General features: G+C 32.4%; 15 protein-coding genes. 9 read left to right on the plus strand and 6 right to left on the minus strand.

Going from position 1 to position 15,230, the window contains the following annotated elements:
- Positions 1 to 9 precede the first annotated feature (9 nt).
- From ACQH1W_RS01915 to ACQH1W_RS01930, 4 genes are all read left to right on the plus strand, one after another.
- Positions 10 to 276, plus strand: coding sequence for a type II toxin-antitoxin system Phd/YefM family antitoxin (locus ACQH1W_RS01915; RefSeq protein WP_341762049.1), 267 nt, complete (start codon positions 10 to 12; stop codon positions 274 to 276).
- Positions 263 to 598 carry a type II toxin-antitoxin system RelE/ParE family toxin gene (locus ACQH1W_RS01920; protein WP_410521682.1) on the plus strand — a complete coding sequence of 112 codons (336 nt, stop codon included), beginning with the start codon at positions 263 to 265 and terminating at the stop codon, positions 596 to 598. The genes ACQH1W_RS01915 and ACQH1W_RS01920 overlap by 14 nt, the downstream gene beginning before the upstream one ends.
- Positions 599 to 804: 206 nt before the next feature.
- Positions 805 to 2,142 (plus strand): tRNA (N6-isopentenyl adenosine(37)-C2)-methylthiotransferase MiaB, encoded by a 1,338-nt coding sequence (miaB, locus tag ACQH1W_RS01925; protein WP_425361113.1) that lies wholly within the window; start codon positions 805 to 807, stop codon positions 2,140 to 2,142.
- Positions 2,143 to 2,582: 440 nt separating this feature from the next.
- Entirely contained in the window at positions 2,583 to 4,952 is a 2,370-nt protein-coding gene (locus tag ACQH1W_RS01930; RefSeq protein WP_425361114.1) for a penicillin-binding protein 1A, read from the plus strand.
- Positions 4,953 to 4,954: 2 nt separating this feature from the next.
- Here ACQH1W_RS01930 and ACQH1W_RS01935 read toward each other — a convergent pair whose 3' ends face one another.
- The 6 genes from ACQH1W_RS01935 to ACQH1W_RS01960 all read right to left on the minus strand — a co-directional run bounded on the left by ACQH1W_RS01935 (position 4,955) and on the right by ACQH1W_RS01960 (position 9,692).
- A complete protein-coding gene (locus ACQH1W_RS01935; RefSeq protein ID WP_425361115.1) occupies positions 4,955 to 6,022 on the minus strand; it encodes a tetratricopeptide repeat protein in 1,068 nt (355 codons plus the stop codon).
- A 4-nt stretch (positions 6,023 to 6,026) separates the two neighbouring features.
- On the minus strand, positions 6,027 to 6,641 hold the full coding sequence (locus ACQH1W_RS01940; RefSeq protein WP_375332894.1) for a hypothetical protein: 615 nt from the start codon (positions 6,639 to 6,641) through the stop codon (positions 6,027 to 6,029).
- On the minus strand, positions 6,622 to 7,305 hold the full coding sequence (locus ACQH1W_RS01945; protein WP_375332895.1) for a uroporphyrinogen-III synthase: 684 nt from the start codon (positions 7,303 to 7,305) through the stop codon (positions 6,622 to 6,624). The genes ACQH1W_RS01940 and ACQH1W_RS01945 overlap by 20 nt, the downstream gene beginning before the upstream one ends.
- Positions 7,302 to 8,564, minus strand: coding sequence for a M16 family metallopeptidase (locus tag ACQH1W_RS01950; RefSeq protein ID WP_342278844.1), 1,263 nt, complete (start codon positions 8,562 to 8,564; stop codon positions 7,302 to 7,304). Before ACQH1W_RS01950 ends, ACQH1W_RS01945 begins: the two co-directional genes overlap by 4 nt.
- Positions 8,565 to 8,746: 182 nt before the next feature.
- Positions 8,747 to 9,271: a DUF1543 domain-containing protein gene (locus ACQH1W_RS01955; RefSeq protein ID WP_425361116.1), complete on the minus strand. Its 525-nt coding sequence runs from the start codon at positions 9,269 to 9,271 to the stop codon at positions 8,747 to 8,749.
- Between the two features lie 247 nt (positions 9,272 to 9,518).
- Positions 9,519 to 9,692: a palindromic element RPE1 domain-containing protein gene (locus tag ACQH1W_RS01960; protein WP_375332897.1), complete on the minus strand. Its 174-nt coding sequence runs from the start codon at positions 9,690 to 9,692 to the stop codon at positions 9,519 to 9,521.
- A 70-nt stretch (positions 9,693 to 9,762) separates the two neighbouring features.
- Between ACQH1W_RS01960 and dapF the strand changes: the two genes are divergently transcribed.
- Genes dapF through mrdA form a run of 5 tightly spaced genes read left to right on the plus strand, consistent with a single transcriptional unit; the run spans position 9,763 to position 15,201 of the window.
- Positions 9,763 to 10,719: a diaminopimelate epimerase gene (dapF, locus tag ACQH1W_RS01965; protein WP_410521683.1), complete on the plus strand. Its 957-nt coding sequence runs from the start codon at positions 9,763 to 9,765 to the stop codon at positions 10,717 to 10,719.
- The gene (gene mtaB, locus ACQH1W_RS01970) at positions 10,712 to 11,959 is read left to right on the plus strand and encodes a tRNA (N(6)-L-threonylcarbamoyladenosine(37)-C(2))-methylthiotransferase MtaB (protein WP_425361117.1); all 1,248 of its coding nucleotides are present in this window, start codon (positions 10,712 to 10,714) and stop codon (positions 11,957 to 11,959) included. The genes dapF and mtaB overlap by 8 nt, the downstream gene beginning before the upstream one ends.
- A complete protein-coding gene (locus ACQH1W_RS01975; RefSeq protein WP_341762061.1) occupies positions 11,956 to 12,912 on the plus strand; it encodes an NAD(P)H-dependent glycerol-3-phosphate dehydrogenase in 957 nt (318 codons plus the stop codon). Before mtaB ends, ACQH1W_RS01975 begins: the two co-directional genes overlap by 4 nt.
- The gene (locus ACQH1W_RS01980; RefSeq protein WP_341763101.1) at positions 12,909 to 13,415 is read left to right on the plus strand and encodes a hypothetical protein; all 507 of its coding nucleotides are present in this window, start codon (positions 12,909 to 12,911) and stop codon (positions 13,413 to 13,415) included. Before ACQH1W_RS01975 ends, ACQH1W_RS01980 begins: the two co-directional genes overlap by 4 nt.
- Positions 13,405 to 15,201 carry a penicillin-binding protein 2 gene (gene mrdA, locus ACQH1W_RS01985; RefSeq protein ID WP_341763102.1) on the plus strand — a complete coding sequence of 599 codons (1,797 nt, stop codon included), beginning with the start codon at positions 13,405 to 13,407 and terminating at the stop codon, positions 15,199 to 15,201. Before ACQH1W_RS01980 ends, mrdA begins: the two co-directional genes overlap by 11 nt.
- Positions 15,202 to 15,230 lie beyond the last annotated feature (29 nt).

Raw genomic sequence — 15,230 nt, forward strand, 5'->3', positions numbered from 1 at the left:
ATTATTATCATGGAAGAATTAAATGCAACTGAAGCAAAACGTGAGTTTGGTGAATTACTTATCAAAGTGCAAACAGAACCTATCAGCATTAGTAGAAATGGCAAGCCTATAGCTGTAATAGTTTCTGATAAAGAGTTTCATGAATTAGAATCTTTTAAAGAACAAGTATTAAAACTTGCAATTTCTGAAGGATTAGATGACTTAGCAAAAAATAAAATACACTCTCATAAGGTTGTTTTTGATAACTTAAAAATAAAGCTTAATGGTTCAGTGTAAATTTACAAATAGTGCGAAACGTGATCTTGAAGATATTACAGATTACACACTAAAACATTGGGGAAGGCAGCAAACTATAAAATATTTAGATGAGATACATAACAAAGCTATTGCTTTAAGTCTTAATCCTAATATAGGTACTTTACGACATGATATATATCCTACCTTATTGAGCTTCCCTACAAAAAAACATATATTAGACTTCTTTCGAAACTCTACTTCTGCTGGTGATTTGTACGTCGATGCGGTACTCGAATCCTCACGTACATTAGAGTACGCTGCGATTCTGCGTTCCGCGTTTCCTTCAAATCCCTCAGCATAAGCGAGTTTTGAAAGAAGTCTATTGTATTATCTAAAACAAGAGTATGGTATTATCATAGTTAGAGTATTACACAAACATATGTGCTATAAGCTTCATAACTTTCCAAACCTCAATAACCTCAAATAAAATCATTCAAAAAAAATATGTCATATTTTTTACAGTATTATATATAATGCAACCTAATTTATTTTTGTTAAGTAAAAAACGTGAAAAAAAAGCTTTTTATTAAAACTTATGGATGTCAAATGAATGTATATGACTCCATCAAAATGCAGGATTTGCTAGAGCCATTTGGTTATCAGCCAACTGATTCTATGCACCAAGCTGATATGATTATTTTAAATACTTGTCATATTAGGGAGAAAGCTGCAGAAAGAATGTATTCCGAGCTTGGTCGTATCAAACAAATTAAAGATGATAGAAAGTCAAAGGGAGAAGGTAATGTAATTGTTACTGTTGCTGGATGTGTTGCACAAGCTGAAGGTGATGAAATTTTTAGAAGAGCTAGTTATGTAGATATAGTAGTAGGCTCACAATCTTACTACGATTTACCGGAACTGATAGCAAAGATTGCTAGACATGAAAAACATGTAATTAAATTAGATTTTGTTGAAGAAGCTAAATTTGATAAGTTACCTGAACAATCTAATATACAAGGAGTAAGTAGCCTTATTTCAGTTCAGGAAGGTTGTGACAAATTTTGTACTTTCTGTGTTGTCCCTTATACTCGGGGTGCAGAATTCTCAAGAAATCTAGAACAAATATACAGAGAAATTATAAAATCCGTTTCAAACGGAGCAAAAGAAGTAATCTTGCTAGGTCAGAATGTTAATGCTTATCATGGAAAAACTATTGAAGGCAAAGAATGTAGTTTAGCAGATCTAATCAACTACATAGCAGAAATAGCAAATCTTGAGCGTATTAGATACGTTACTTCTCATCCTATTGATATGACAGAAGATTTAATTTTGTTACATGGGTCTGAACCAAAATTAATGCCGTTTTTACACTTGCCAGTACAGTCAGGTTCTAACAAAATTTTAAAATCAATGAATCGTAAACATAACAGAGATTATTATTTTGATATTATTAATCGTTTAAGAAATGCGAGAAGAGATATAGTCTTTTCATCTGACTTTATTGTAGGATTCCCCGGAGAAACGGATGAAGACTTTGCTGACACTTTAGATTTAGTAAAGAAGGTTGGTTATGGTCAGTGTTATTCTTTTAAATATAGTCCAAGACCTGGTACACCTGCTGCGGTTAAAGAGCAAGTGCCTGAACATATCAAATCTAGGCGTTTAGCAATTTTACAGCAAGAAATATCTCGCCAACAATTATTGTTTAATGAAAGTTGTATTGGCAAAATAATGCCAGTATTGTTTGATCGTGACGGTAAATTGGACAATCAACTGATAGGAAAAACATGTTATATGCAGTCGGTGCATGTAATAAACCCTGCAAAAGATTTGTTCGGTCAGATTATCGATGTAAAAATTACCGAGGCTGGGGCAAGTAGTTTGAGCGGAGAAATGGTGCTGTGACCTGATAATCAGGTTTTTATTGAGTTATATAATTCAGGACAGTTTAAAAGTCATGAAAAGAAGCTGAGAAGATGTCATTCCCGTGTAGGCGGGAATCTATAATATCTAATAGCCTTTGCAGGTTATTTTTTTGGATTCCCGCCGTTGCTAAGAATGACATAAACTGCCATGAATTGTAGCATTCAGAAAAAAACTTGATTATCGAGTATTACGTTAGACAAAAAGCTGGTAGCAGAAATATTAGACTTCTTTCGAAACTCTACTTCTGCTGGTGATTTGTACGTCGATGCGGTACTCGAATCCTCACGTACATTAGAGTACGCTGCGGGTCGAGGTTCCGCGTCTCCTTCAAATCCCTCAGCATAAGCGAGTTTCGAAAGAAGTCTATTATCTAAGATAAAACTTTTACTTGAATAAATGTGAGAAATACTTTGTCAAAAATGCTCAAATTTTTTTATATATTTTTTAAATTATTTATAATATCAGGCATAATAGCTCTTAGTGCTTGTATATATTTGTTGTATCATTACTCTAAAGATCTACCTGACTATTCTCAACTTGCCGATTATCATCCACCATCGGTAACAAGAGTTTATGCACAAAATGGAAAATTAATGGAGGAATATGCTTTGGAACGTAGAGTTTTTGTACCTATTAGTAGTGTACCACGTTCTCTTATAGAAGCGTTTATTTCAGCAGAAGATAAGAATTTTTTTGAACATCCAGGAGTTGATGTTATAAGTATAATCAGAGCAGCCATATTCAATATCTCTAATATTTTGCATCATCGTAGAGTAGAAGGAGGGTCAACTATTACTCAACAAGTAGTTAAGAATTTTTTATTAACCTCTGAAGTATCAATAGAACGTAAGATCAAAGAAGCAATTTTATCCTATAGGGTCTCAAAAACCTTTACTAAAGATCAAATTTTGGAGTTATATCTTAATCAAACATTTTTTGGTAGGGGAGCTTATGGAGTTGCCATGGCTGCTCAGAATTATTTTAATAAGTCTATTGAAGATTTAACTGTTGCCGAATCAGCTTTTATCGCTGGTTTACCAAAAGCACCATCAAATTTTAATCCGGAGAGAAATTATGCTAGGGTGAAAGATCGTAGAGATTATGTTATTATGAGAATGTTGGAAGATGGTTATATAACGCAAGAGACAGCAAAAGAAGCAGTAGATACCCCTATTACTTTGCAAAAGCGGGATCGTAACGAAACCGTTACAGCCGGTTATTATGTTGAGCAAGTACGGGAAGAAGTCATTAGTAAAATTGGCAGTAAAGAATATTTCTATACTGGAGGGTTAACGGTCATTACTTCACTTGATGCTGGTTATCAGCAAGCTGCAGAAAATGCTCTTAGGCAAGGCATAAGAGCATATGATAGGAAGCATGGTTTTAGAGGAGTTATAACTAATATTGATTTAAATAACTGGCAAGATAATTTAAATAAAGTAGTAAAACCTCCAGCTATTTTAGAATATCAATTAGCTGTTGTGTTAAATGTTTCGGATAATCAAGCAGAAATTGGTCTTTGTGACTTGAGTAAGTCAAAAATAGTTTTATCAGAAATGAAGTGGGCAAAAAATGATCTTAAATCAGTAAAAACTCTTTTACAAAAGGGTGATGTTATAGTAGTCGAAAAAGTAAATGCTAATTACGGATTAAGGCAAATTCCTACCGTTAATGGTGCGATTATAGTGATGAATCCTACAACAGGTCAGGTACTTGCCAGCGTTGGTGGATATGATTTCACAGTTAGTAAATTTGATCGTGCTACTCAGGCGTTGCGACAACCAGGATCACTCAGTAAAACTTTTGTTTATCTTGCTGCTTTAGAAAACGCAATCCAGCCAAATAGAATTTTTGAAGATGGTTCAGTAGAGATTCCGCAAGGTCCTGGCATGCCAGTTTGGCGACCAAAAAATTATAAAGGAAATTTTCTAGGTTCAATTACTATGCGTATAGGGCTTGAGAAATCACGAAACCTTGTTACTGTTAGGGTAGCACAAGCTATAGGACTAAGCAAAGTTGCTGAGATAATCAAGCGATTTGGTATTAATAATGAGCCGAAGAGATTTTATTCTATGGTGCTTGGTTCGCTCGAAACTACACTAGAAAAAATGACCAATGCTTATGCAATAATTGCTAATTCAGGGAAAAAAGTTACACCGCATTTCGTAGAACTAATTAAAGATCGTAATGGTAAAATAATTTATCGTAGAGATAATAGAGAATGTAAAAATTGTAATGTATCTGACTCCCAGCTTACTGATAACGTATCACTCCCTATCCTACCTCAACCCGACTATCGGATGATTACCGATGAAGCAAGTGATTATCAGATTATCTCATTTCTCACTGGAGCAGTTGAAAGAGGTACGGCAACCGCTGCAAAAAAACTTGGTAAAGTTATAGCTGGCAAAAGTGGTACTACCAACGATAGTATGGATACTTGGTTTATTGGTTTTACTCCAAAAATAGTTGTCGGAACATATATTGGTTATGATACGCCAAAAACACTAGGAAGAACTGCAACAGGCTCAAGTGTTGTCTTACCTATATTTATTGATTTTATGGAGAAGGCTTATTCTGATATTCCATCACTGGCATTTAAAGTACCAGAATCAATTAAATTGTTACCAATAGATCCAACAACTGGTAAAGTTACTTCTGCTAGTAGTATTATGGAAGCATTCAAAATTCATGATATACCAGTATTAGATTATCAGAACCAAGGTCAAGATAATGATGCTTTCCATAATATTCCTCCCGAAAAAGATCCTTCTCAGGAGATATATTAAGCTCAAATATCATGAAAAGCTAATAGTTCAGGTTCATTTTTAAGATTTTTAATCTTTTCCGGTAAGCCTAAATAAGCGGCTATAGCTAAAAATAGCCCTAAATATTGTTTAGGGTTTACTAACATTACTAGATCTTCATAAATTCTTAAAGGGGGTACAGAAGAAAATTGCTTATATAATTCTACAATTTCAAAAGAAGGGTTATTTGCGAAGGCAGCTTTTAATATTTCAATGTTTTTATTATTCCAGCTAGAAGAATTTAGAGGTAGATAGAGATTTAATGCGGAGATATGTGAAGGTATAAGTTTAATAGCTGATTCTAAATAATGGATAGCATCTTTTGTCTCATTAGCTTCTAGCATATTTTTGGCAGCGTCAACATAATAATCAGCTATTTTGTTCTTTATAGACTCTAGTTTTTGTGCGTCAACTCTGTTAAGTTTGGATACCACAAAGATAAATTTTGTCCACAGAGAAAGTTTAGCATAACAATCAAGTAAAATTTCTAAAGTTTCACTATCAAATTCATTTAGGTTAAATGATCTAACAGCATAATTCTGAGCTGTTTCATACATATTATTTTGATAAAATATTTGTGCAAGTCTTTTGGTAACAAAGGCACTATAATGTTTAGATTGCTCTAATTCCTGAAAATATTTTATTCTTATTGAAGTATCTAATTCTGCTTCTGCTAAAAGTAAAGTATGAAATACCTTGTTTTCTTTAGTTAAACGATGAGCTATTTTTTGACTAGTTGCTACTGACTTTGATTTTTCACCAGCAATATATTCTGCCATAGCCTTCATCAGTAGGTAATTATCAGTAGTAGCTCTTTTGGAAAAGAAAATATCTTTTAAATTAGCAGGTAGGTCAATAATTAGAAATATTATTTTTAAAAAAATAGCACTAAAAAGTGTGAATAATATATATAAAATAATGAAAGTAAAAAAGGAGGTTTCTATATAATAATCATATAAATTTAAGGTTAATGTTGAGTCAAGCTGATTTAAGACAGAAAAGCCTAAATATAATAACAAAAATGTAATACAAATTATTAATAATCTTATCATTATTTTACTCTACAAATTCTTGTTGTAATTCTTCTGAATAAAAGAAATTAATAAAAAAATCTAGATTGCCTATTATTCTCAACTTTAGTTTTTCTTTATCTTTGGTAAAACTAGATTTTCTTTCAATCTTAATAAATTTCTCGATCCAACAATTTGCTTTTGGAAAGATCTTGATTAAACCTAAACTATTATTAAGTAAATAATTTTCATTATAATTATGTAGGTCTAGCAAAGTATTTTTTATTTTTGTAGGTAACTCTACAGTTTCAATTTGACGAATTTGCTGTGTATAATCTTTATCTTGTAAAAAATTCATCACTAAAAGATTAACGCTAAGTAAATAAATGCTATAATTAAGGGGGGTCTTAGATGGTTCGGGTTGGTGGTTTAATGAAACTTCTTCTTGTTTTGGACTATTATCCTCTTGAATTACATCATGTTCTGACATAGAGTCTGTTTTAGAAATAGTTGTATTATTGGGTAATTCAGAATCGACCTTTTTATTATTGAAAAAAGTCATGTAACCTATTGATATGGCAAATAACACAATTAGAATAATTGTGAGAATAATAGGATTATTACTACGAACTTTTATTATATTAGTTTCTGATTTTTGCATTATAAATTAATAACTCTAACATTTGTTGCGGCTGTCCATTATCACAATAAACCACATTTTTGGCAAAATATCTAATAATATTTGCCACTTTTTCACTTATAGTAATTACTAAACTATTATCTAGTAGTTTTAGCAAATTATTTTTTATTAATAATTCAATGAAAGTCTTAGTGCTGTTCTTTGAATATAGTAAAATAAAATTGATGCCCTTTTCAATCTCTGCTATTTGGTATAGCTGGGTCGCGTATTTTACCCGATAAATAATGTGTCTTTTTATTTTTTGGGGCAAATCTTGAGTAATTTCATTTGACGATAAATATATGGTTTGGTCATATATTTCTTGAGGGATGTTTTCTAGTAGGTCTTGAATATTTGTAGCAACATATCGTACTACAAAATTTTTTTGTTCTAGAATTAACTTTGATGAATTGCCAACTATCCATAAATTCTTTTGTTCTAGCTCTTGATGTCCAGCAAGGATTCTAGCAGCAAATTTACTGGTGACAATTATATTAACATAATTATGCAAAATAGTGCTATTTAATGGCAAAGCTTGATATTCCACTAAAGGAGAACAGATATATTTAAAACTACAATTTTTCTCCAATTCTCTAATGATTTCATTATTATCTTCTAAACTTCTAGTTAATAGCACCGATTTCATAGAGCTAGCTTATGGCATAATTCTTGATAATCTATGGCAAGTGGTTTAGGACCAATAATAGATAAAGTAGGTTTTGTAACAAATATTTTGTTAGCAATATTTATTATATCTTGTTTTGTTATATTCATAATATATTCAATAGTTTGTTCAGTAGGTATATATTTGCCAAAAACAGCAAAATTCTTACCAATTTCTTCTGATTTATAAGAAGATTCTTCTTGAGCTATATAGATACTAGTTTTTAGTTGTACTTTAGCCCTATCAATTTCTGAGTCTTTGATGTCTGTAGAAATTTTTTTTATTTCATTAACTAATTGTTCTGCAAGGAATGGTAGTTTATCATGATTAGTGGAGGCATATATGCCAAAAATCCCACTATCATAGTAGGAGTTATTATAGCTACCAATTGAATAAACCAGTCCAAGTTTTTCCCTGATTTGTTGAAATAATCTTGATGACATACCACTGCCAAGTATTAGTGAAAGAACTTGCGTATGATATAATTGTTGTATGTTAAAATACGGCACACTTTCGAAACCTAGAACTAGGGTAGTTTGCTCAAGGTCTTTGGTGATAAAGCTATGTCCCCCTGTATATCTAACTTTCTCAAAATGACTATTTTGTTTATTTTTTAATGAACAAAATAATTTTTTGGCAAATTCTACAACTTGCTCATGGGAAATATTTCCTGCTACTGATAAGTAAATATTTTCGGCATTATAATGTTTGTCAACGTAATTACTAAAATGTTCTCTGTCAAATTTAGCTAAACTGTCGTGAGTTCCTAGAATTGACCTGCCAAGTGCTTGATTCTCATAAGCACTACTGTAAAATTTTTCGTGGATAAGTTCATCAGGGTTATCTTGAACATGAGCAATTTCTTGTAGAATCACCTGATATTCTTTGGCTATTTCTTCCTTTGAAAAAACTGAATTTTGTATGATATCTGCCAGTATTTCTAAAGCTTTATAGCAGTTTTCATTCAATATTTTTGAATAATAAACAGTTTGTTCATGCGAGGTATATGCATTAAAATGTCCTCCTATAGAGTCAAATTCTTCAGCAATTTGTTTAGCAGACCTAGTTGTTGTGCCTTTAAATGCCATATGTTCAAGAAAATGGGATATGCCTATTTCTGAAGATTGTTCATAGCGACTACCTACATTGACAATGACATTAATAGCTACAGAATTTACATTAGACATATTATAGGTAAGAATAGTTAGACCATTTTTAAGTTTGCTTGAGTTAAAAGTCATTTTATCACTTATTTAGATTCCAATGACCTTAAAATAACTCTTTGCAACTAGTTATGCAAGGAGTCATTTCCTATCAAAACAAAGTATACTCGGTGAACTTCAAGAATTAAGGTCGTCGTGTCTAAAGCACAACTCTTGAAATCATAGAAGTATATATGACCTTAATTTAATATTATAACTATTTATTTGAGTTGCTGATAACCATTGATTATACTTAACTTCTTTTTTATGCCAGTATATTCAAGTGCAATATGGTAATTATCAACTTCAGTAATTCTAATGCATTCATCTATATCATAGATATTGTCAGTATGTAACATTTCTGTACCCTTAGACACTTCTCTTCTTGCTTGTTCAATGGCTTGGCTTCTCGATTGTGCAACAACAAAAGTGATAAAATGATTTTCTCCAAATAAGTTTTTCTTATAAGAACCAAGGTTAACAAAATATAAATGATTGGTACTAGATTGAGGTTTTATTTCCGTAATTTTAACATCAAAACCGTTAAGACTAGCTAGTATGAACCAAGAATCAACATGTAAAGATGTTTTTATACCACACCATTTGCTTTTAATTTTTTGAGAAATTTCAATATCAGATTTCCCGACTGCAAATACAACATCATGCATTTCTATATTGCAACCTTCAACTTTTCCTCCTAAATAGAAAACACATAACATAGGTGAGTCAAATACAAATTTTTGCAAATAAGGCATATAAAGCTCTTTTAATTTTTGGCTAACTCAATAAATATCTTAGGAAACATTACCCATGTAGTGGTTTTCATACTTTTGGTTTCGATCACTATTAAATAACTTTACTTCATAGATGATTATCATGTTATACTACTAAGAAAATATTTCACGCATTTATTATGTCAATGGTGCTTGGTAATTTTTGTCATTTTATCTCTATAAAAGTAGGTTTACTAGATATATTTTTAATAGTTATTAGTTAGTTGTTAATATCATTAGACTTCTTGCATAATTCTACTTCTGCTGGTAATTTGGGCGTCGATCCGGTGCTCAAATCCTCACGTACACTAGAGTACGCTGCGGTTTTCCGTTCCGTGTCTCCTATAAATGCCTCAATAGCAGCGAATTCTGCAAGAAGTCTAGATACTAACAAGGAGTCTATTATTTTCTACATAAATTTCATATATTTGGTATAATAACCTCAAACAACTAAAGATATTTCTGTGTCCCAAAAAATCAATTTCGCTAAAATGCATGGATTAGGTAACGATTTTGTGATTATCAACCAGCGTGATTTACCTAAAAATTGTGATTTGCAACAATTATCTCTAAAGATTGCCAATCGCCATACTGGTATTGGTTGTGATCAGTTTATTATTTATGATAAAAAACCAAATTACTATGAGATGATTATATATAACCAAGATGGATCAAGTGCCAAATTATGTGGTAATGCTTCAAGATGTCTTGCCAAGTTGGTATATCTTGATTTAGGGATAAAGGAAATCACTTTGAGGATAGACCCCTTACATAATTCTACTTCTGCTGGTAATTTGTGTGTCGATCCGGTACTCGAATCCTCACGTACACTAGAGTACGCTCCGGTTCTCCGTTCCGTGTCTCCTACAAATTTCTCAGCAGAAGCGAATCCTGCAAGAGGTCTAATATATGGAAAAGAATTATCTTGTAAGATACTGAATGAGAACGAGATTGAAGTAGATAGTGGGATAGTTAGTTTCGAGGAAGATTGGATGCCTTCATCCGAAAAAATTTGGCCGGTTGTAGAGCGTTATATGATCGACATCAAGGAAGTTATCTGTGCCGATATTGGTAATCCACATTTTGTTATTTTTAGTGATCTCGCTATTGAAGATAAAGAAATAATAGGAGAGAAATTACAGGAAAAAGAATTATTTGCTGATGGTGTTAACGTTAATTTTGCTTCAATCAAGGATAATAAAATTTATTTATCGGTTTGGGAAAGAGGTACAGGCTTAACTCTTGCTTGTGGTAGTGGAGCATGTGCTAGTTTTGCTTCTGCGGTCAAGCTAGGATTTATTAGCTCTCCTTGTCAAGTAGTATTTCAATTGGGTAGTCTACAAATGTCAAAGCAAGGTGAGAATATAATAATGACTGGTCCTGCTACTTTAGTTTCACGAGGGGAGTTTTTTTATGACTAAATCACAAGAAGTTGTAACTTTTGGCTGCAGATTAAATATTTATGAAAGTGAAGTGATCAAAAATAATCTAGCTCTTTCTGGTCTTGAGAATGTCATAGTATTTAATACTTGTGCGGTCACTAAGGAAGCTGAAAAACAATCACGTCAAGCAATTCGTAAGGCTAAAAGAAATAATCCTGATGTAAGAATTATTGTTACTGGTTGTGCTGCTCAGAATAACCCAGCTATTTTTGCTAATATGGTTGAGGTTGATAAAGTACTTGGTAATGAAGAAAAATTGATAGCTGCCCATTATCAATTTACCGAAGAAAAAGTGGTGGTAAATGATATAATGTCGGTTACTGAAACTGCTAATCATATGGTGAGTAGTTTTGATGGTAGGTCTCGTGCCTTCATTCAGGTGCAAAATGGTTGTAATCATCGTTGTACATTCTGTATGATACCTTATGGTAGAGGTAATAGTAGGTCAGTACCGATGGGTGTTATAGTACGACAGTTAAGGGCATTAGTAGAAAATGGTTACAATGAAGTAGTATTTACAGGTGTTGATGTGACGGCTTATGGATCAGATTTGCCAGGAGCTCCAACTTTTGCTCAGATGATTAGACGAATTATTGGCTTGGTTCCAGAACTAAAGAGGCTTAGATTATCTTCAATTGATGTAGCTGAGATCGATGACGATTTGTTCGATCTTATGGCTTATATACCAAAGATTATGCCGCATTTTCATATTAGTTTACAAGCTGGTGATGATATGATACTTAAGCGTATGAAACGTCGCCATAATCGTCAAAATATTATTGATTTTTGTCATAAGTTGCGTAATTTAAGACCAAATGTATCATTTGGTGCAGACATTATAGCTGGTTTTCCGACGGAAACTGATGCAATGTTTGATAATACAAAAAGACTGATCTCTGAGGCAGATTTACAATATTTACACGTTTTCCCATATTCTGAACGTGATGAAACTCCGGCTGCAAGAATGCCGCAAATAGCAAAATCGATTAGAAAAGTAAGAGCAGAAATTCTAAGAACTGCCGGGGAACAACAATTACAAAAATTTTTCCAAAGGAATATAGGGCAGGAAGTAGAGCTACTTGTAGAACAAAATAACATAGCTCATACAGAAAATTTTATTCCGGTAAAGCTTGAAGGTAATTTTGATGTAGGACAAATTGTTAAGGCTCGGCTAGTTGCTATAGAAGATAATCATATGATTTCAGAAATTTTGGTATGAAAAAATTTAAAAATATTGCTGTTTATGGTGGCGGTAGTTGGGGAACTGCACTAGCCTGTCAGGTGGCAAGGTGCTATGATGCTGCTCCCATATTTTTACGTGATAATAATATTGTTGAAGAAATAAAAAATAGTAAAACCAATAGCAAATATTTGGGTAGTGATGTTACATTACCAAGTAATATAGTGCCTTGTAGTGAGTTGGCAGCTATTTTAGATCAAGAAGTAATAATTATTGCTGTACCATCTTTTGCTTTTCATGATACTCTGAATATATTAAAAGATACTGGGATATCTAAGGATGTGGCGTTATTAGTTGCAACTAAGGGCTTTTCTAGAGATCCTACAGAACTACTATCCGATAAAGTAAAAAAGATATTACCAAATAATCCGTTGGCGTTTATCGCTGGACCTAACCTAGCTAAAGAAGTTGCCCAAAATTTATTAAGTTCGGTAACTATTGCTTCTGTAGACATTGACCTTGCAAGAAGATTGGCAATTAGTTTAATATCACAACAATTTAAGGTTACTATAACTGACTATGTGGTAGCAATGCAAGTGGCATCTGCTGTTAAAAATATTGTAGCGATAAAAAGTGGGTGGTATGAGGCAAAAGGTTATGGACAGAATGCTAAAGCAGGTCTGATAACGGGGGGGCTTCAAGAAATAAAAATTTTATCTGAGGCCATTGACGGAGAATTAGAGGATAGCTCTATTTTATATGCTCCAGGTGTATTAGGGGATTTGGTGCTAACTTGTTACTCTAAAGAATCACGAAATAGTAGATTTGGTTATGAATTAGGGAAGCATTCAGATGTTAATAAATTTTTAAATGAAAATTTATACTTAGTGGAGGGTCGAGAATCTGCTAAACTGGTATTGGATCTCATAAGAAAATATGATCTAACATTACCGATTATTTCATCAGTAATTAAAGAACTAAAATTAGTATGAAGTTTTTTGGCAATTTATCACAAATATTTGGTAAAATAATATTATTAGAATTATGTTTGTTATTATTAATTTTTCCGTTAGAAAATTTTAGAATTAATGGAGAATCTATTATTTTCCCAGCTTTTGAAGTTAGTTTACTCTACTATTTTTCCACATTCTATCATATTGGTTTTTGGCTAATATTTTTAGCAGGAATAATTTTTGACCAGTTATATTCCATGCCAATTGGTACAAATTCTTTGGTTCTGATAATTGCTCACATAATTTTAGAATTCACAGGAAAATTTTTTGTACTTAGAAGTTATTTAACAAATTTTATCGTCTTTTGTTTCTATTATTTCTTTATATTACATTTTAGATATTTGCTAATTTTAAGCAAAGGCTTATCTTCGGAGGGGTATTTTATGATGTTAATGCAGTATCTAACTACTATATTCTCATATAATTTGCTACGAATTCCACTTGATAAAGCATTAGAATATTTTAGAAAACATGCTAAATAGTAAAATATTATATAGCCAGTTAATATCAAGAAGGGCTTTTCTCATAGGTTCAGGAAAACTGACATTACTTTCGTTATTGGCTGGAAGAATGTTTTTTATGGAGTTGCTTGAAAATGATAAATATCGTACTTTATCTGATAAAAATCGTATAAGTTTTATTCTAATTCCACCTTTTAGAGGGCAAATTTATGATATCAACGGTAACATTATGGCTACAAACCAAACTTGTTTTAGGTTGTTACTTGACATACATAATGGCAATGATTACAAAAACGAATTAGCTCTAGTTGCCAATATCCTAGAATTATCCGAAGAAGAACAAAATTACATTAAGCAAAAAATAAAAAAAGCCAATAAACATATTCCTTTGGTTATACTAGATAATCTTAGCTGGCAACAAATGTCACTTATTGAAGAACAAAAGTTAAATTTAAGTTCTATTTTTGTAGATGCTAGTTATGCAAGATTTTACCATTTTTCAGAAGCGACTTGTCATGTGATAGGGTACACTGGACAGATTAATGAGCAAGAAAAACAAGATTTACAAATTAACAATTTAGGGGATTTTAATATTGGAAAATTTGGTGTAGAAAAATATTATGAAGACAAGTTACGTGGGAAATTTGGTTATAAGCAGATAGAAGTAAATGCTTTGGGCAAACAAGTAAGAGAAATCACCAATATTCAAAGCCAGCAAGGTGAGGACTTACATCTAAATATTGACGTGGAACTACAACAAAGAGTGCAGCCATACTTAAATAAACAAGGTTGCTCTGCAATAGTTATCGATACCACTAATGGTAATGTGCTAGTGCTGGCTATGTCACCAGTATTTGAGGCTAATAATTTTATAAAATTATCCCAAGATTACTGGCAAAGTTTAGTCAATGATCCCTATAAGCCGTTGATTAATAAGACTATACAAAGTACTTACCCACCTGGATCTATTTTTAAAATTATTACAATTTTAGCTGGATTAGAGAATGGCATTAAACCGACTAAAACTGTTAATTGTACTGGGGCTTCAGTATTAGGTAATAATAGCGCTAGGTGCTGGAATCGTCATGGTCATGGTATCGTTGATATGTATAATGCTATCAAATATTCTTGTAATTCTTATATGTATGAAATAGCTCGCTTAATAGGTCATAAAAGAATATTAGATATGGCAAGAAATTTTGGTTTTGGTACAAAAACTGGCATTGATTTAACCGGAGAAGCATCAGGTTTTGTTCCTTCAGAAGAGTGGAAAATGAAAAAATTTAACTCTAAATGGACGATTGGTGATACTCTTAATTTATCGATAGGGCAGGGGTTCTTATCAGCTACTCCAATCCAGTTAGCTAGATTTGTAACGGCAATTGCCAATAATGGGAAATTGTATAATCCTAAAATTGCTAAAGATATATCAGTAAAAGATGGGTCAGTATTTGATCAGGTTAATATAAATCAACAATATCTAGATATTTTAAAAGAAGGCATGTATAGAGCAGTTAATACGCAAGGTGGGACTGCCTATTATAGTAGAATTTTGACAGAAGGGCATCAATTAGCTGGTAAAACAGGTACGGCACAAGTGCAATCAAAGGCTAATATCAATGATGATTTAAATAGAGAGTCAATTGCTTGGGAAAGGCGTAACCACGCTATATTCGCTGGGTTTGCTCCTTACCTACAACCTCGTTACTCTATTTTAGTTTTTGTAGATCATGGTGGAGGCGGAGGCAGGGCAGCAGCCCCTATAGCTAGTAAGATTATGGCTATGGTACTTGATAAATATAGCTAACCCGTTAAGGTTCTAGATAGCCCCTCCGT

Source organism: Candidatus Tisiphia endosymbiont of Stenodema calcarata (assembly GCF_964030695.1).
Taxonomy (GTDB): domain Bacteria; phylum Pseudomonadota; class Alphaproteobacteria; order Rickettsiales; family Rickettsiaceae; genus Tisiphia.